General features: G+C 68.8%; 18 protein-coding genes. 3 read left to right on the plus strand and 15 right to left on the minus strand.

The annotated features are described in order from the left end of the window. Positions 1–12: 12 nt before the first annotated feature. The 4 genes from LYSHEL_RS01855 to rlmE all read right to left on the minus strand — a co-directional run bounded on the left by LYSHEL_RS01855 (position 13) and on the right by rlmE (position 4,984). Positions 13–666, minus strand: coding sequence for a HEAT repeat domain-containing protein (locus tag LYSHEL_RS01855; RefSeq protein ID WP_213435347.1), 654 nt, complete (start codon positions 664–666; stop codon positions 13–15). A gap of 17 nt (positions 667–683) precedes the next feature. Next, entirely contained in the window at positions 684–2,327 is a 1,644-nt protein-coding gene (locus tag LYSHEL_RS01860) for a tetratricopeptide repeat protein (protein WP_213435348.1), read from the minus strand. A 94-nt stretch (positions 2,328–2,421) separates the two neighbouring features. Further along, the gene (gene ftsH, locus LYSHEL_RS01865) at positions 2,422–4,317 is read right to left on the minus strand and encodes an ATP-dependent zinc metalloprotease FtsH (protein WP_213435349.1); all 1,896 of its coding nucleotides are present in this window, start codon (positions 4,315–4,317) and stop codon (positions 2,422–2,424) included. 22 nt (positions 4,318–4,339) lie between these two features. Next, a complete protein-coding gene (gene rlmE, locus LYSHEL_RS01870) occupies positions 4,340–4,984 on the minus strand; it encodes a 23S rRNA (uridine(2552)-2'-O)-methyltransferase RlmE (RefSeq protein ID WP_213435350.1) in 645 nt (214 codons plus the stop codon). Positions 4,985–5,061: 77 nt separating this feature from the next. Between rlmE and yhbY the strand changes: the two genes are divergently transcribed. Beyond that, complete coding sequence (gene yhbY, locus LYSHEL_RS01875) at positions 5,062–5,373, plus strand: ribosome assembly RNA-binding protein YhbY (protein ID WP_213435351.1); 312 nt, start codon at positions 5,062–5,064, stop codon at positions 5,371–5,373. An 18-nt stretch (positions 5,374–5,391) separates the two neighbouring features. Further along, the gene (locus LYSHEL_RS01880; RefSeq protein ID WP_213435352.1) at positions 5,392–5,769 is read left to right on the plus strand and encodes an MTH938/NDUFAF3 family protein; all 378 of its coding nucleotides are present in this window, start codon (positions 5,392–5,394) and stop codon (positions 5,767–5,769) included. Between the two features lies 1 nt (position 5,770). Here the strand turns inward: LYSHEL_RS01880 and LYSHEL_RS01885 are convergent, their stop codons facing one another. From LYSHEL_RS01885 to surE, 4 genes are read right to left on the minus strand one after another with little or no spacing between them, the layout of a single operon-like run. After that, entirely contained in the window at positions 5,771–6,547 is a 777-nt protein-coding gene (locus tag LYSHEL_RS01885) for a peptidoglycan DD-metalloendopeptidase family protein (RefSeq protein WP_213435353.1), read from the minus strand. Beyond that, a complete protein-coding gene (locus LYSHEL_RS01890) occupies positions 6,547–7,161 on the minus strand; it encodes a YqaA family protein (RefSeq protein ID WP_213435354.1) in 615 nt (204 codons plus the stop codon). Before LYSHEL_RS01890 ends, LYSHEL_RS01885 begins: the two co-directional genes overlap by 1 nt. A gap of 4 nt (positions 7,162–7,165) precedes the next feature. Further along, positions 7,166–7,849 carry a protein-L-isoaspartate(D-aspartate) O-methyltransferase gene (locus LYSHEL_RS01895; RefSeq protein WP_213435355.1) on the minus strand — a complete coding sequence of 228 codons (684 nt, stop codon included), beginning with the start codon at positions 7,847–7,849 and terminating at the stop codon, positions 7,166–7,168. Then, entirely contained in the window at positions 7,846–8,625 is a 780-nt protein-coding gene (gene surE / locus LYSHEL_RS01900) for a 5'/3'-nucleotidase SurE (RefSeq protein ID WP_213435356.1), read from the minus strand. The genes LYSHEL_RS01895 and surE overlap by 4 nt, the downstream gene beginning before the upstream one ends. Positions 8,626–8,738: 113 nt before the next feature. Here surE and LYSHEL_RS01905 point away from each other — a divergent pair, with 113 nt between their 5' ends. Then, a complete protein-coding gene (locus LYSHEL_RS01905; RefSeq protein WP_213435357.1) occupies positions 8,739–9,305 on the plus strand; it encodes a Smr/MutS family protein in 567 nt (188 codons plus the stop codon). On the opposite strand, the gene truD is transcribed toward LYSHEL_RS01905, so the two are convergent. Genes truD through pyrG form a run of 7 tightly spaced genes read right to left on the minus strand, consistent with a single transcriptional unit; the run spans position 9,302 to position 15,691 of the window. Further along, positions 9,302–10,315 carry a tRNA pseudouridine(13) synthase TruD gene (gene truD, locus LYSHEL_RS01910; protein WP_213437493.1) on the minus strand — a complete coding sequence of 338 codons (1,014 nt, stop codon included), beginning with the start codon at positions 10,313–10,315 and terminating at the stop codon, positions 9,302–9,304. The genes LYSHEL_RS01905 and truD overlap by 4 nt on opposite strands. Positions 10,316–10,329: 14 nt before the next feature. Beyond that, positions 10,330–10,809 (minus strand): 2-C-methyl-D-erythritol 2,4-cyclodiphosphate synthase, encoded by a 480-nt coding sequence (ispF, locus tag LYSHEL_RS01915; protein ID WP_244858625.1) that lies wholly within the window; start codon positions 10,807–10,809, stop codon positions 10,330–10,332. Then, complete coding sequence (gene ispD / locus LYSHEL_RS01920) at positions 10,806–11,519, minus strand: 2-C-methyl-D-erythritol 4-phosphate cytidylyltransferase (RefSeq protein ID WP_244858627.1); 714 nt, start codon at positions 11,517–11,519, stop codon at positions 10,806–10,808. Before ispD ends, ispF begins: the two co-directional genes overlap by 4 nt. Further along, complete coding sequence (gene ftsB, locus LYSHEL_RS01925) at positions 11,516–11,863, minus strand: cell division protein FtsB (protein ID WP_213437505.1); 348 nt, start codon at positions 11,861–11,863, stop codon at positions 11,516–11,518. The genes ispD and ftsB overlap by 4 nt, the downstream gene beginning before the upstream one ends. 17 nt (positions 11,864–11,880) lie before the next feature. After that, complete coding sequence (gene eno, locus LYSHEL_RS01930; protein WP_213435358.1) at positions 11,881–13,164, minus strand: phosphopyruvate hydratase; 1,284 nt, start codon at positions 13,162–13,164, stop codon at positions 11,881–11,883. Then, positions 13,161–14,000, minus strand: a complete 840-nt coding sequence (gene kdsA, locus LYSHEL_RS01935) for a 3-deoxy-8-phosphooctulonate synthase (protein ID WP_213435359.1) — start codon at positions 13,998–14,000, stop codon at positions 13,161–13,163. Before kdsA ends, eno begins: the two co-directional genes overlap by 4 nt. Then, positions 13,997–15,691 carry a CTP synthase gene (gene pyrG / locus LYSHEL_RS01940; RefSeq protein ID WP_213435360.1) on the minus strand — a complete coding sequence of 565 codons (1,695 nt, stop codon included), beginning with the start codon at positions 15,689–15,691 and terminating at the stop codon, positions 13,997–13,999. Before pyrG ends, kdsA begins: the two co-directional genes overlap by 4 nt. Between the last annotated feature and the right edge of the window lie 97 nt (positions 15,692–15,788).

The raw sequence follows: 15,788 nt of genomic DNA on the forward strand, positions 1-15,788 counted from the left end.
GCAGGCCGCAGATTATCCCGGTCGGGATGCGGCCTGCTTCGCGGCCAGCTTCTCGATGGCCTGGATCGCACCCTCGGCGTGCTTCCGCATCCACTTGTGCGGCGCATTGCGCGCCAGCGCCGTGAGCGCGGGCAAGGCGCGCGGCGACGGTGCGCGACGCAGGGCCAGGGCGGCGTGGCCCTGCACGTCCTGGTCCTCCAGCAACGGAACGAGCGTGTCTTCCACGGCCGCGGCGTCGAATCGGCCCAGCAGCACCACGAACATCTGGCGCGCGGCGCCGTAGCGCGGATTCGATGCGATGGCGAGGTAGGTCGACAGGAATGGCGACTTGCGGCGCACGAAGCGCTGCAGGTCGCTGCCGAAGCCCCACAGCATCGAATCGTGCCCGGTCAACGGGTCCGGGTTTTCCGCCTCGCGCAGGAAGGCGTGCACGAGCGCCGCTTCGATTTCCGGATGGCGCCGCGTCCAGGGGCCCACCAGCTTCCCGCCGACGTGCAATTTCACGATCGGGTCGCGCACGGTTTCGAACAGCTGCAGCATCCAGGCGATGAAGTCCGGCGTCATGTCGGCTTCGCACAGCGCGTACAGGTTGGGCTTGTCGAAGGCCGCGAGCGCGGCGTCGACGACACGACCGTCGTGCTCGCGTTGCTTGAGGTCGGGTGGCATGGGCCGATGCTAAAGGATCACCCCTTCGCCCGCAGCGTCGCCTTGATCCGCTCGAACCGCGGGTCGTCGTGCAACGAGCGGAAGTCCGAATCGTGCTCGATCCATTCCAGCGAGCCTTCGCCGCGCATGATCGCGCGCTCCAGCACGTCGAGCGCGCGGTCCGCGTCGCCGCCGAGCGCGTAGAAGCAGGCGGCGTTGTAGAGCACGTCGAAGTCGTCGGGGCGGATGCGCAGCGCGTAATCCATTTCTTCCTGGCCGCGATCGCCGACGCCGAGGTGCTGCATCAATCCCGCGGTCATGTAGTGCGCGCGGGCGTTCTCGGGATCGATGCGCGCCTGGTGGCTGGCGCACGCGAGACCTTCGATCGCGAGCTTCACCTTGCGCGTCTCGTCGCCCGCGGCATCGGCGGCGTTGACGGCCAGCGCGAGCGCCTGGAATTCGTCGGGCTGCACGCGGTGCGCGGCGACGAACAGGTCCACCGCGCGCGCGTAGTGGCCCTGCGTGTAGCAGTGGCGCGCGTAGTAGTAGTGCGCGACGTAGAGTTCGGGGTCGAGCTTGAGTGCGTGTTCGAACGCTTCGGTGGCGCCGTCGCGGTCGCCGGCGATCATCAGCGCGTGGCCGCGCGCGACGTGCGCTTCGGCGAGGTCGGGATCCAGTTCCAGCGCGCGGTGCGCGGCCGCCTGGGCTTCATCGAGCGCGCCGCCGTCGCGGTTCACCATGCGCCACAGCATCAGTTCGCACAACGAATCGGCCAGGCCCGCGTGCGCCTGCGCGTAGTCGGGATCGATGACGATCGCGCGACGGAACATCTCCGGCGCCTGCTTCATCCAGATCTCGGTCATGCGCGCGCCCTGCTGGCGGCCGCGCAGGTAGAACTCGTACGCGCGCATGTCGTGGGGTGCGTGCTTCTGCAGGTCGAATGCGAGTGGCGTCTTCAGCGCAGGCCGCACGGCAGCGACCACGTTGCGCGCGATTTCCTCCTGGATGGCGAAGATGTCGGCGATGTTGCGGTCGAAGTTCTCCGACCACAGGTGGTAGCCGTTGGACGCGTCGACCAATTGCGCCGTCACGCGCACGCGATCGCCGGCCTTGCGCACGCTGCCTTCCATGATCGCGGCCACCTGCAACTGGCGGCCGATGTCGGACGGCGAGACGGTGCCGTCGCGGAATCGGAACGACGCGGTGCGCGAGGCGACATGCAGGCCGCGCACTTTCGCAAGCGCGTTGAGGATTTCCTCGGCCAGGCCATCGCAGAAGTAATCCTGGTCGCGCGCTTCGCTGAGGTCGCTGAAAGGCAGGATGGCGACGGAGGCATCGGGCGGCGGCGCAACGATGGGGTCGGCGTCGGAGGCGCGGCGCGCGGGGGCGGCGTCCGGCAAGGCCGTGACCGGCGACGCCGCATCGCGCGGCGGCGTGCGTTCGATCCCGCCGGGCTGCACGTCGTAGATCCACGCCAGCGCGCACGCCAGCACGAAGCCCAGCGCCAGCAGCACGATCAGCAGGCGCGGCGCCCAGCCAGGGAAGCCCAGCGGCTGGAACGTCGCATCGGCGACCTGCACGAGGATCCAGCCCACCACCAGGTACACGGCGGCCACGCGGAACACGCGGCGCCGGCGGAGCTCGGCGATCGAGTTGCGGATGCTGGCGGCGAGGTCGCGCATGGGCCTCCGGAAAACGACGAGGCCTCCACGCGGGAGGCCCAGTCGATCCAACGGGGTGGCCGGCACGCAACGGCCGTGCCGGCGTGCCGCGCGGTCAGGTCTGCGCGGCGGGTCCGCCGATCGGGGGCAGCGGGCGTGCTTCGCCCTTGCCGTTCTTCGCCCAGCCCATCGGCGGCGGCGGTTCGCGGCCTTCCATGATCGCGTCGATCTGCGGGACGTCGATGGTCTCGTACTCCAGCAGCGTCTTCGCCATCACGTGCAGCTTGTCGAGGTTGGCCGTGAGGATCGCCTTGGTGCGGTTGTAGGCCTTGTCGAGGATGCCGTGCACGACTTCGTCGATCTTGCGCGCGGTGTCGTCGGAGACGTTCTTGTGCTGCGTGACCGAGCGACCCAGGAACACTTCGTCTTCTTCCTCGCCGTACGCGATGGGACCAAGTTCGTCCGACAGGCCCCACTTGGTGGCCATGTTGCGCGCCATCTTGGTCGCGCGCTCGATGTCGTTGGACGCGCCCGTGGTGACCTTGTCGTTGCCAAAGATGAGTTCCTCGGCGACGCGGCCGCCGTACAGCGAGCACAGCATCGATTCGATCGCGGTGCGGTTGTACGAGTACTTGTCGCCTTCCGGCAGGTACATCGTGACGCCCAGCGCGCGGCCGCGCGGGATGATCGTGACCTTGTAGACGGGGTCGTGCTCCGGCACCAGGCGGCCGACGATCGCGTGGCCGGCTTCGTGGTACGCGGTGAGCGTCTTTTCCTGTTCGCTCATGGCCATCGAGCGACGCTCGGTGCCCATCAGGATCTTGTCGCGCGCGCGGTCGAAGTGCTCCATGCGCACGTCCTTGGCGTTCTCGCGCGCGGCGAACAGCGCCGCCTCGTTGACGAGGTTGGCGAGGTCGGCGCCGCTGAAGCCCGGCGTGCCGCGCGCGATGGTCATCGCCACGACGTCGTCGGCCAGCGGCACGCGGCGCATGTGCACGCGCAGGATCTGTTCGCGGCCCTTCACGTCCGGCAGGCCCACGGTGACCTGGCGGTCGAAGCGGCCCGGGCGCAGCAGCGCGGGATCGAGCACGTCGGGGCGGTTGGTCGCGGCGATCACGATCACGCCTTCGCCGCCTTCGAAACCGTCCATCTCGACCAGCAGCTGGTTGAGGGTCTGCTCGCGCTCGTCGTGCCCGCCACCGAGGCCGGCGCCGCGATGGCGGCCGACGGCATCGATTTCGTCGATGAAGATGATGCACGGCGCGTGCTTCTTCGCCTGCTCGAACATGTCGCGCACGCGGCTGGCGCCGACGCCGACGAACATCTCGACGAAGTCGGAACCGGAGATCGAGAAGAATGGCACCTTGGCTTCGCCGGCGATCGCACGCGCGAGCAGCGTCTTGCCGGTGCCGGGCGGGCCCACCATCAGCACGCCGCGCGGGATCTTGCCGCCCAGCTTCTGGAACTTGCCGGGGTCGCGCAGGAACTCGACGAGTTCGCTGACTTCTTCCTTCGCCTCGTCGCAACCGGCGACGTCCGCGAAGGTGGCCTTGGTCTGGTCTTCGTTGAGCAGCTTGGCGCGCGAACGGCCGAAGGACATCGCGCCCTTGCCGCCGCCCTGCTGCATCTGCCGCATGACGAACAGCCAGAACCCGATGATCAGCAGGATCGGCAGGAAGTTGATGAGGATCTGCCAGAGCGACGGGCTGCTGGACTGCGGAACCTGCTTGATCTCGACGTTGTGCTTGAGCAGGTCGTCGATCAGGTGTTCGTCGCGGGCCGGGGCGATGGTGGTGCCCTGCGCGCTGTTGTCCTTGCGCTCGAAGGTGATCGTGCGTTCGTCGGCGCCGAATTCGACCTTCTTGATGCGGTCGTTGACGACGTCCTGCTGGAACTGCGAATACACGACTTCCTTCCCCTCGCCCATCTTCGGGCTGAAGCTCTGGAAGACCACCATCAGCACGACGGCGACCACCACCCACAACATCAGATTCTTGGCCAAGTCGTTCATCCTGTTGTACTCCACCCGGGAGTCACGAAAGTCTGCCCTGCGCGAGGGCGTAAACCTCGGGCGAACGCTTGCGCGACGCCGCGGGCTTGCGGATGGCCACCCTGGCATACCGCTGCCGGAGCGACCGCACGTAATCGTCGAAACCCACGCCCTGGAACAGCTTGATCAGGAACGTACCGCCGGGCTTCAGATGGCGGTCGGCGAACTCCATCGCCAGTTCTGCAAGGTGCATCGCACGCGGCTGGTCCACCGCGTCCACACCACTCTTGTTGGGGGCCATGTCGGACAGAACAAGGTCCACGGGCTTCCCGCCCAGCGCGAATTCCAGCGCCGATAACACGTCATCGTCCCTGAAATCGCCATGAAGGAACTCCACCCCGGCCAGGGTGGGCATCTCCAGGATGTCGAGCGCGATCACGCGGCCCGCCGCATCCTGGCCCTTCGCCATGCGGTCCAGCTCGGCCCGGACCCACTGGGACCAGCCGCCCGGGGCGGCGCCCAGGTCCACCACCACCATGCCCGGCTTGAGCAGCTTGTCGCGGTCGACCAGCTCCTCCAGCTTGTACGCGGCGCGCGAGCGCAGGCCCTCGGCCTGTGCCTTCTTCACGAAGGGATCGGAGAAGTGTTCCTTCAACCAACGCTGGCTGGACTTGCTGCGGGTGGCCATGGTGGGGGTCCAGCGGGGTCGCCATGATACCCTGCGCCTCCCCCGTTCAGGCCGCGCGCGACCCGCGCCGATATCCGATGTCGCCCGCAGTTTCATTGACCAGTGCGCAGACGCGCTTCCTCCGGGGCCAGGCCCACGACCTGAGCGCCATCCTCCAGGTGGGGGGCAAGGGGATCACCGATTCCCTCATCTCCGAGGTCGACAACGCCCTGGAGCACCACGAACTCATCAAGATCAAGATCGCCGCCGAGGACCGCGAGGCCCGCGACGCGATGATCGCCACGCTCGCCGAGCGCTCCGGCGCGGCGCTGGTGCAGCGGATCGGCCACACCGCCGTGCTGTACCGCCCCAGCAAGGACCACCGGCACATCGTGCTGCCGCGCGGCTGATCCCGGGCCGCCATCGCCATGCAGCTGAACCTCGAACGCCCCGACTACACCTGGTTCCTGCGCGGCGCCGACGGGGCGCACGCCCTCGTCAACGACCGAACCTTCGACCGCGGCTTCGCGATGTCGCCGGATTCGATGATCGAAGACTGGCCGGTCACCGACGCCTCGGCGCTGGCGCCCGACGACCTCCTGCCGCTGCTCGCGCTCGAACCCGAACTGATCGTCCTCGGCACCGGCCCGACGCAGCGCTTCCCGCCCGCGGCCGTCATGCACGCCTGCCTGTCGCGCGGCATCGGCCTGGAAACGATGGACAACGCGGCGGCGGCGCGCACGTACAGCGTGCTCGCGGGTGAAGGACGCCGCGTGGTGGTGGCGTTCGTGTTTCCGCGCGCCTGAATCAGCGCTTCGGCAGATAGACCAGCGGATCCACCGGCTTGCCGTTGTAGCGGATCTCGAAGTGCAGCATGTCGCGCGCGGCGCCGCTGTGGCCCATCTCGGCGATCTGCTGCCCCGCCTGCACCAGCTGGCCTTCGTTGACCAGGCGGCGGCGGTTGTGGCCGTACGCGGACAGCCACGCGTCGTTGTGCTTGACGATGATCAGCTCGCCGTAACCGACCAGGCCCGCGCCGGAATACACGACCACGCCATCGCCCGCCGCGCGCACCGGCGCGCCGTTGTCGCCGGCGATGTCGATGCCCTGCTTCGTCGGTTCGCCGGCCACGTACGAGGACAGCACGCCGCCGCTCGCGGGCCACGTCCACGTGATCGGGCTCACCGCCGGTGGCGGCGGCGCGACCGGACGCGGCGGCGGTGCGGGACGCGGGGTTTGCGTCGATGTCGCAGGCGGACGCGACGCGGTACCCGCCGTCGCAGTCGCCGGCCGCGACGAAGGCCGCGACCCCGGATACAAGCGCAACTGCTGCCCCGGATGGATCGTGTACGGCGGACCGATGCCGTTCCACCGGGCGAGGTCGCGCACGTCGATGCCGTTGCGGAATGCGATGCCGTACAGCGTGTCGCCGCGATTCACCACCGCGACTTCCCCGGGCTTCGCCACGGCCACGCGCGGCGGCGGCGACGACGTCGGCGCGCGCCGCACGACATGGCTGCTGCCGCACGCGGCCAGCACCGCCACGCACGCGGCCTGCAACACGAGGCGGGCGCGCAGGCGCATCACGCGCCGTTCGCCCGCACGACGAGCCAGCCGACCAGGCCGACCAGCAATACCATCGCCACCCAACCCACCGGTTCGATGTACTTGCGCAGCGTCTGCTCCGCGCGCTCGCCGCCGAGGCGGATCAACAGCGCCAGCAGGAACACGCGCTTGCCGCGCCCGATCAGCATGCTGGCCATGTACGGCAGCATCGGCACGCCGACGATGCCCGACGCCCAGGTGAAGATCTTCATCGGGATCGGCATGAAGCCGCCGAGCACGAGGAACGTGAACACCGCCCACGGCGACTGCGCCATCTTCGCCTGCACGATCGCGATGCCCGACTCGATGCCGTGCAGCATCCCGAGCGCCGCGAACATCGGCTTGAGCGCTTCGAACGCGTAATGCCCGAGGAAATACCCGACCAGCGCGCCCACCATCGAGCCGGCGAGGCTGATCGTGGCGAACCAGAACGCGCGGCGCGGCTTCGCCACGCTCATCGGCACCAGCATCACTTCGGGCATCACCGGGAAGATGATCGCTTCGAAGAAACTCAGGATCACCAGGTACAGCGGCGCGCGCGGGTGCTTGGCCCAGCCGATCGTGCGGTCGTAGAGCGGTCCGAACAGTTTCATGCGGTCAATCCACCATCCCTGGCAGCAGCGGCACGAACACGACGGGCACCAGTTGCGTCTCGTCGATCGTGCCGTCGGCATCCTTGCGCAGGCGCACCAGCGATTGCCCGCTGCTCGCGCCCACCGGTGCGACGAGCGTGCCGCCCGGCGCGAGTTGTTCGGTCAGCGCATCCACGAGCGCCGGTGCCGCGGCGGTGACGATGATCGCGTCGAACGGTGCGAGTTCCGGCCAGCCGATGCGGCCGTCGTCGTGCTTGGTGCGGATGTTGAAGCCGAGCGTGCGGAAGCGCTTGCGCGCGACGCGCAGCAGTTCGCCGATGCGTTCCACCGTGAACACTTCCAGCCCCAGCGCGGCGAGGATCGCGGCCTGGTAGCCGGAGCCGGTGCCGATCTCGAGCACGCGCCTGGGCTGCGTCGGTGCGTCGAGCAACGTCTGCGTCATCTTCGCCACGACCCACGGTTGCGAAATCGTCTGGCCGTGGCCGATCGGCAGCGCGGTGTCTTCGTACGCACGCGTGGCGAGCGCTTCATCGACGAACAGATGCCGCGGCACCGCGCGCAGCGCATTCAGCACGCGCTCGTCGCTGATGCCGTTGCCGCGCAGGCGTTCGATCAGGCGATCGCGCACGCGCTGCGAGGTCATGCCCATGCCGATCGCTTCGGGCTGCAAGTGGATGCGCGCCGTCATGCCTTCGTCCCCAGCGAGGAAGCGAGCCCACCGACCCAGCTGGCGACCTGTTCCAGCGCCTGGTAGCGCGTGAGGTCGACGTGGATCGGCGTGATCGAAATGTGCCCGGTGCGCACGGCGTGGAAGTCGGTGCCGGGGCCGGCGTCCTGTTCCGGGCCGGCCGCGCCGATCCACCACCAGTTGCGGCCGCGCGGATCCAGCTGCGGCACGCACGGTTCGGCGCGATGGCGATGGCCCAGGCGCGTGACTTCGAAACCGGCGATGTCGGCCCACGCAAGATCGGGCACGTTGACGTTGAGGATGGTGTCGGCCGGCAGCGGGTCGGTCTTCAGCCGCGCGGTGATTTCCACCGCCGCGCGCGCCGCGGTTTCGTAATGGCGGCCCACGTGGTCCGGCGTGGCCAGCGACACCGCGACCGCGGGCAGGCCGAGGAAGCGGCCTTCCATCGCGGCGGCCACGGTGCCGGAATAGATGACGTCGTCGCCGAGGTTGGCGGTGGTGTTGATGCCGGACACGACGATGTCGGGCTCGGCCTCCAGCATGCCGGTGATCGCCACGTGCACGCAGTCGGTGGGCGTGCCGTACACCTTGAAGCGGCCGGGTTCCAGTTCCACCACGCGCACGGGGCCATCGAGGGTGAGCGAATTGCTCGCGCCGCTGCGGTCGCGGTCGGGGGCGACCACGATCACTTCATGCCCCGCTTCCCGCAGCCCCTCGGCGAGGATCCGGATGCCGGGGGCGTCGACGCCGTCGTCGTTGCTGACCAGTACGCGCAATGCCCTGTCCTTGAATGCCGCGACAAAGGCAGCGGCCTGACGCGGGCATCATAGCCTCGCGTCGCAGGGCATGGCGACCTCGCGCGTGCATCGCGCGCGCTAATCTGTGGGGAATGGCCAGGTCCAAGCCTCCGCGTGACGATGCACCGCCCGAACCACCGGTGGACGACGCCGCGTTGTTCCGCGATGCGATCGGCTTCGTGCGCCCGTTGCCCGAGCAACCGCCGCCGCCCGAACGCCCGCGCCCCCGCCCCGTGCCGCGCATGGCGCAACGGGACGAGGCGGACGCGGCGAGCGAGTTCCGCCGCGCACTGACGGCCGATGCGCTGGAAGCGGGCGATGCGCTCTCCTACCGGCGCGACAACGTGCCGCCGCGGATGTTGCAGCGGCTGCGGCGCGGCGAGTTCGCCGCACAGGACGAGATCGACCTGCACTGGGCCGACATGCGCCAGGCCGAAGCGATGCTGCGCGAATTCCTGGCGCACGCGCGGGCGCAGGGCCATGGCTGCGTGCGCATCATCCACGGCAAGGGCCTGCACGGCGACAGCAGCGCGCCGGTGCTGAAGAACCTCGTCGATCGCGTGCTGCGCCACCGCGCGGACGTGCTGGCGTTCCATTCGGCGCCGGCCAACCAGGGCGGGACGGGCGCGGTGCTGGTGTTGCTGGCGGCGAAACGCTAGTCGATCGCGCCGAAATCGCCGATTTCCGCCAGCACCGTCGTCGCGTAACTGCCCGGCGGCAGTTCGAACGCGAGCTGCAACACGTCGTCCGCTTGCCATTCCCACTGCAGCTTCGCCGGCAGCAAGCGCAGCGCTCGGCGTTCCTGCTTCATGCCTTCCGACTCCAGGCCGGTGCGCAACGCCAGCGAGGTCGCGTCGTCCAGCGCCTGCAACTCCAGCGCCTGCGCCGCGCCCGTCGTGCGCAATTCGCCGCGGCCCCACAGCGGGCCGGTCGGATGGATGTCGAACGTGCGCAGGCGTTCCGCCAACGCCGCGTCCAAGGGTTCGGGCCCGAACACGCTGCGCGATCCATCGAGCATCCACACGTCGCCATCGATCGCCTGGTCCCACGTCCCGGCCGCAACGCGCGCATCGAGCACGCGGTTGAACAATGCCGAGCGCGCCGCGGACAGCAGCACCGAACGCTGGTCGCGCTTCACGCGCCGCCCGCCGAACATCGCCAGCGCCTGCGCCACGTTGTCGCCGGTGCGACCGAAGCGCTGCACGCCGAACGCATTCGGCACGCCGCGCGCCGCGATCGCCTGCAGGCGCGCATCGATCGCATCGCGCTCGCCCACGACATCGCGCAACACCAGCACGAACGCGTTCCCCGCCAGCGCACCGCGCGGCAACTTGCGCGCATGCCAGTGCGCGTCGACGACGTGCATGTCGTCCGACTCCAGCAAGGCCAGGTCGGGCGCGACCTTCTTCGGCAAGTGCACGGTGAAGCGCTGCCGCGTCACCGCGTGGCGATCCTTCATGCCCGCGTAGCTCACGCCCATCTCGGGAATGCCCGCCCATTGCGCGAGGCGCTTCGCGGCGAACGCGGTGTTCATCCCGCGCTTGTCGATCGTCAGCAGCAGGTGCTCGCCCTGCCCGCTCGCCTCGAACGCGTCGAGCTCGTCGACGCGGAAATCCTCCGGCGTCGCGCGCAGGCGCGCAGACAACACGGCGGGGCCGTGCGCACGCATCGCGGGGCTTGCGTTCACTTCGGGATAAGCAGGCACACGGCCTGCGCGGCGATGCCTTCGCCGCGGCCGGTGAAGCCCAGTTGTTCGGTGGTGGTCGCCTTGACCGAGATCGCATCCACGGCCACGCCGAGGTCGGCGGCGATCAGGCCGCGCATCGCACCCGCGTGCGGCCCGATGCGCGGGCGTTCGCAGATCACGGTGATGTCGGCGTTGCCGAGTGCCCAGCCGTGTTCGGCGAGCATCGCGTTGCAATGGCGCACGAACATGCGGCTGTCGGCGCCGGCCCAGCGCGGATCGCTCGGCGGGAAGTGCCGGCCGATGTCGCCCAGCGCGAGCGCGCCGAGCAACGCATCGCACAGGGCGTGCAGCACCACGTCGCCGTCGGAATGCGCGACCACGCCGCGATCGTGCGGGATGCGCACGCCGCCCAGCATCACGAAGTCGCCGGGCCCGAAGGCATGCACGTCGAACCCCTGGCCGATGCGCATGTTCATGGGCGACGCTCCGGCATCGACACTTCGCGCGACAGGCGCAGGAGGAATTCGGCCAGCGGCAGGTCCGCGGGCGTGGTGACTTTCAGGTTGTCGTCGCTGCCTTCGACCAGCAGCGGACGATGGCCCTGGCGCTCCATCGCCATCGCTTCGTCCGTGACGGCGATGCCCGCGTCGCGCGCGGCTTCGAGCGCGCGCGTGAGCTGGAAGCGGCGGAACAACTGCGGCGTCAGCGCGCGCCACAGGCGATCGCGCGACTGCGTGCCGTCGATGCCGCCGTCGTCGCCCGCCAGCTTGAGCGTGTCGCGCACGGGCGTGGCGAGGATGGCGCCGACGGGATCGCCGCGGCCGAGGTCGAGCAGGCGTTCGAGGTCCGACGCGCGCAGGTGCGGACGCGCTGCATCGTGCACGAGGACGAAATCATCGGGGCGTACGTCGTCCGGCAACGCGGACAAGCCCGCGAGCACCGAGTCGGCGCGCGCATCGCCGCCGATGCACGTGCGCACCGGCTTGCCTTCCACTTCGGTCCAGCCCGGCCACAGCGCATCGTCCTGCGCGAGCACGACCATCGCGCCGCCCACCGATGGATGCGCGAGCACCGCGCGCAGCGAATACGCGATCAGCGGCAGGCCGGCGATGTCGAGGTATTGCTTCGGGATGGCGCCGCCATAGCGCGAACCGCGACCGGCGGCGGGCACGATGGCCCAGATCACTGCGGGGTCTCCGCAGGATCGGCGGCGGGCGCCTCGTCGGCGGTCGCCGTCGATGCCGGTTCCACCACGCGATAGAACGTTTCGCCCGGCTTGATCATGCCCAGCTCGCTGCGCGCGCGTTCTTCGACCGCCGCTTCGCCCGACTTGAGGTCTTCCACTTCCGCCGCGACTTCCGCGTTGCGCTGCTTCAGCCCGCCGTTGTCGCGCTGCTGCTGGTGCACCTGTTCGGCCAGGTCCTGCACTTCGCGCGCGCCGCCGTGCCCGACCCACAGCCGGTACTGCAGCCACGCCAGCAGGACGGCGAGCACGAGCACGATCGCGCCGAGCCAACGCATGGAGCGCAGGGCGGGCATGGCGACGTTCAGCGCTTCAGCGACACGAAGGCATCGCGACCGGCGTAACGCGCGGCCGTGCCCAGCTGTTCTTCGATGCGCAGCAACTGGTTGTACTTGGCCACGCGGTCGGACCGGCACAGCGAGCCGGTCTTGATCTGCGTCGCCGTGGTGGCCACCGCGATGTCGGCGATGGTGGTGTCCTCGGTTTCGCCGGAGCGGTGCGAGACGATCGCCGCATAGCGCGCGTGGTCGGCCATCGCGATGGCTTCCAGCGTTTCGGTGAGCGTGCCGATCTGGTTGACCTTGATCAGGATCGCGTTGGCCACGCCCTGCTCGATGCCTTCCTTGAAGATGCGCGGGTTGGTGACGAACAGGTCGTCGCCGACCAGCTGCACGCGATCGCCGAGGCGCTGCGTGAGCAGCTTCCAGCCGGCCCAGTCGTGTTCGGCCATGCCGTCTTCGATGGTGATGATCGGGTACTGCGCGGCCCAGCCGGCGAGGAAGTCGACGAACTGTTCCGACGTCAGGCGCTTGCCTTCGCCGGTGAGGTTGTACTTGCCGTTGTCGAAGAATTCGCTCGACGCGACGTCCAGGCCCAGCAGCACGTCTTCGCCGGCCTTGTAGCCGGCCTTGCCGATCGCTTCGAGGATGGTTTCCAGCGCTTCCTCGTTCGAACGCAGGTCCGGCGCGAAGCCGCCTTCGTCGCCCACCGCGCTGCTCAGGCCGCGGCCCTTCAGCACGGACTTGAGCGCGTGGAAGATCTCGGTGCCGGCGCGCAGGGATTCGGCGAACGAATCGAAGCCGACCGGCAGCACCATGAATTCCTGCAGGTCGACGTTGTTGTCGGCATGCGCGCCGCCGTTGATGATGTTCATCATCGGCACGGGCAGCGTGACGTTGTCCGAGGTGGCGAGCGAACGCCACAGCGGCAACTTGCGCGAGGCCGCGACGGCATGCGCGAAGGCCAGCGACACGCCGAGCAGCGCGTTGGCGCCCAGGCGACCCTTGTTCTCGGTGCCGTCGAGGTCGATCAGGCGGCGGTCGAGCGCTTCCTGGTCGCCGTCGAAGGCGTGCAGCGCGGTGGCGATCGTCGTGTTGACGTTGCCCACCGCCTTGCGCACGCCCTTGCCGAGGTAGCGCGTCTTGTCGCCGTCGCGCAGCTCGACCGCTTCCTTCGTGCCGGTGGAGGCGCCGGACGGCACCATCGCGCGGCCGAAGCTGCCGTCGGACAGCGTGACGTCGGCTTCGAGGGTGGGATTGCCGCGGCTGTCGAGGATTTCGCGCGCGTGGATCTTCGAGATGGTCATCATCGGGTCAGTGTGTCTTCCAGGAATCCGTTCTTCTTCGTGATGCGGTCGATCTCGAGCAGCGTCTCGAGCAGCGCGCGCATCTTCGGCAGCGGCCACGCGTTGGGGCCGTCGCTCAAGGCCTTGTCGGGATCGGGGTGCGTTTCCATGAAGATGCCGGCGATGCCCACCGCCATCGCGGCGCGCGAGAGCACCGGCACGAATTCGCGCTGGCCGCCGCTCTTGCCGTCGGCGCCGCCCGGCAGCTGCACCGAATGCGTCGCGTCGAACACCACCGGGCAGTTGGTATCGCGCATCACGCTCAGCGAACGCATGTCGCTGACGAGGTTGTTGTAGCCGAAGCTCGCGCCGCGCTCGCAGACCATGATCTGCTCGTTGCCGGTTTCCTTCGCCTTGTTCGCCACGTGCTTCATTTCCCACGGCGACAGGAACTGGCCCTTCTTGATGTTGACCGGGCGGCCGGCGCTGGCGACGTTGCGGATGAAATCGGTCTGGCGGCACAGGAACGCGGGCGTCTGCAGCACGTCGCAGACCTCGGCCACTTCGTTCATCGGCGTGTATTCGTGCACGTCGGTGAGCACCGGCACGCCGAGCTGGCGCTTCACTTCGGCCAGCACCTTGAGACCTTCCTCCAGGCCGGGGCCGCGGAAGCTGGTGCCCGACGTGCGGTTGGCCTTGTCGAAGCTCGACTTGAAGATGAAGGGGATGCCGAGTTCGCTGGTGATTTCCTTCAGCGTGCCGGCGGTCTGCAGTTGCAGCTCCATCGACTCGATGACGCAGGGGCCGGCGATGAGGAAGAAGGGCTTGTCGAGGCCGACCTCGAATCCCGCGAGGTTCATGCGCTCGCCTCCTTGAGCAGGCGGCCGACGGCCTGGCCTGCATTGGCTTTATGTTCGCGCGCGGCGCGAATGAAGCCGATGAACAGCGGATGCCCGTCGCGCGGCGTGGACAGGAACTCCGGGTGCGCCTGGCAGGCCAGGAACCACGGATGCTGCGACTGCGGCAGTTCGATCATCTCGACCAGCAGGTCGTCCATCGACTTGGCGCTGAAGACCAGGCCCGCGTCTTCGAGCTGCGTGCGATAGCGGTTGTTGAATTCGTAACGATGGCGATGACGCTCGCCCACCACGTCCTTGCCGTACACCGCGTGCGCGAGCGTGCCGGGCTTGATGCGCTGGTCCTGCAGGCCCAGGCGCATCGTGCCGCCGAGGTCGCTTTCTTCGCTGCGGCGTTCGACATCGCCGGTGGCGGTGCGCCACTCGGTGATCAGGCCGATGACGGGGTGCTTCGACTGCTTGTCGTTCTCGGTGCTGTTGGCGTCGTCGAGCATGAGCACGTGGCGCGCGTAATCGACCACCGCGGCCTGCATGCCGTAGCAGATGCCGAAGTACGGCACGTGGTGTTCGCGCGCGAACTTGGCGGTGAGCACCTTGCCTTCGAAACCGCGATCGCCGAAGCCGCCGGGCACCAGGATGCCGTCGACGCCTTCCAGCGCCTTGCCGCCGTCCTTCTCCACGTCCTGCGATTCGAGCCACTTCAGGCGCACGCGCGTGCGCTGGCGCAGGCCACCGTGCTTCAGCGCCTCGGCGAGCGACTTGTACGCGTCCTGGTGGTCGACGTACTTGCCGACGACGGCGATGGTGACTTCGTCGACCGGGTGTTCGGTCGCGTCGACCACCGCGTTCCATTCCGACAGGTCGGCTTCGGGCTTGCAATCGAGTTGCAGGCGCTCGACCACGATCTGGTCCAGGCCCTGCGCGTGCAGCCACATCGGGATCTTGTAGATGTTGTCCAGGTCGACGGCCGAGATCACCGCCTTTTCCGGCACGTTGGTGAACAGCGCGATCTTGCGGCGCTCGCCGTCCGGCAGCGGTTGCTCGCTGCGGCACAACAGGATGTCCGGCTGGATGCCGATCGAACGCAGTTCCTTCACCGAGTGCTGCGTCGGCTTGGTCTTCAGCTCGCCCGCGGCCGCGATGAACGGCACCAGCGTGAGGTGCATGAACAACGCGTGCTCGGGGCCGCGCTCGGTGCGGATCTGGCGGATGGCCTCGAGGAACGGCAGCGACTCGATGTCGCCCACCGTGCCGCCGATCTCCACCAGCCCCACGTCGAAGCCGGTGGTGGCCTCGTCGATGCAGCGCTTGATCTCGTCGGTGATGTGCGGGATGACCTGCACGGTGCCGCCGAGGTAGTCGCCGCGGCGCTCCTTGCGGATCACGTTCTCGTAGATGCGGCCGGTCGTGATGGAGTTCTTGCGCGACAGGCGGGTGCGGACGTAGCGCTCGTAGTGGCCCAGGTCCAGGTCGGTCTCGGCGCCGTCGTCGGTGACGTACACCTCGCCGTGCTGGAACGGGCTCATCGTGCCGGGATCGACGTTGATGTACGGGTCGAGCTTCATCAGCGTCACGCGCAGGCCGCGCGTTTCGAGGATGGCCGCGAGCGAGGCCGCCGCGATGCCCTTGCCGAGCGAGGAGACGACGCCGCCGGTGACGAACACGAGCGGTGTCTGGGAACCAGGAGGGCGCATGGGAAAGCAGGCTTCCGGAAAGCCGTAGTCTACCGGGAGCGGCCCGGGACCGCGACCGGCTTGACCGATCCGGCGCCGTTTCCCCATGCTCGCGCGC

Source organism: Lysobacter helvus, from assembly GCF_018406645.1.
Taxonomy (GTDB): Bacteria; Pseudomonadota; Gammaproteobacteria; order Xanthomonadales; family Xanthomonadaceae; genus Noviluteimonas; species Noviluteimonas caseinilytica.

What these genes read in the sequence shown, in the direction of transcription:
- LYSHEL_RS01880 (WP_213435352.1), top strand. Translation starts at nt 5,392, where the DNA reads ATGCAGCTGAACCTCGAACGCCCCGACTACACCTGGTTCCTGCGCGGC.
- yhbY (WP_213435351.1), top strand. Translation starts at nt 5,062, where the DNA reads ATGTCGCCCGCAGTTTCATTGACCAGTGCGCAGACGCGCTTCCTCCGG.
- LYSHEL_RS01860 (WP_213435348.1), bottom strand. Translation starts at nt 2,327, where the DNA reads ATGCGCGACCTCGCCGCCAGCATCCGCAACTCGATCGCCGAGCTCCGC.
- pyrG (WP_213435360.1), bottom strand. Translation starts at nt 15,691, where the DNA reads ATGCGCCCTCCTGGTTCCCAGACACCGCTCGTGTTCGTCACCGGCGGC.
- ispF (WP_244858625.1), bottom strand. Translation starts at nt 10,809, where the DNA reads ATGAACATGCGCATCGGCCAGGGGTTCGACGTGCATGCCTTCGGGCCC.
- kdsA (WP_213435359.1), bottom strand. Translation starts at nt 14,000, where the DNA reads ATGAACCTCGCGGGATTCGAGGTCGGCCTCGACAAGCCCTTCTTCCTC.
- LYSHEL_RS01905 (WP_213435357.1), top strand. Translation starts at nt 8,739, where the DNA reads ATGGCCAGGTCCAAGCCTCCGCGTGACGATGCACCGCCCGAACCACCG.
- LYSHEL_RS01895 (WP_213435355.1), bottom strand. Translation starts at nt 7,849, where the DNA reads ATGACGGCGCGCATCCACTTGCAGCCCGAAGCGATCGGCATGGGCATG.
- truD (WP_213437493.1), bottom strand. Translation starts at nt 10,315, where the DNA reads ATGCGTGCGCACGGCCCCGCCGTGTTGTCTGCGCGCCTGCGCGCGACG.
- LYSHEL_RS01890 (WP_213435354.1), bottom strand. Translation starts at nt 7,161, where the DNA reads ATGAAACTGTTCGGACCGCTCTACGACCGCACGATCGGCTGGGCCAAG.
- rlmE (WP_213435350.1), bottom strand. Translation starts at nt 4,984, where the DNA reads ATGGCCACCCGCAGCAAGTCCAGCCAGCGTTGGTTGAAGGAACACTTC.
- ftsH (WP_213435349.1), bottom strand. Translation starts at nt 4,317, where the DNA reads ATGAACGACTTGGCCAAGAATCTGATGTTGTGGGTGGTGGTCGCCGTC.
- eno (WP_213435358.1), bottom strand. Translation starts at nt 13,164, where the DNA reads ATGATGACCATCTCGAAGATCCACGCGCGCGAAATCCTCGACAGCCGC.
- LYSHEL_RS01885 (WP_213435353.1), bottom strand. Translation starts at nt 6,547, where the DNA reads ATGCGCCTGCGCGCCCGCCTCGTGTTGCAGGCCGCGTGCGTGGCGGTG.
- LYSHEL_RS01855 (WP_213435347.1), bottom strand. Translation starts at nt 666, where the DNA reads ATGCCACCCGACCTCAAGCAACGCGAGCACGACGGTCGTGTCGTCGAC.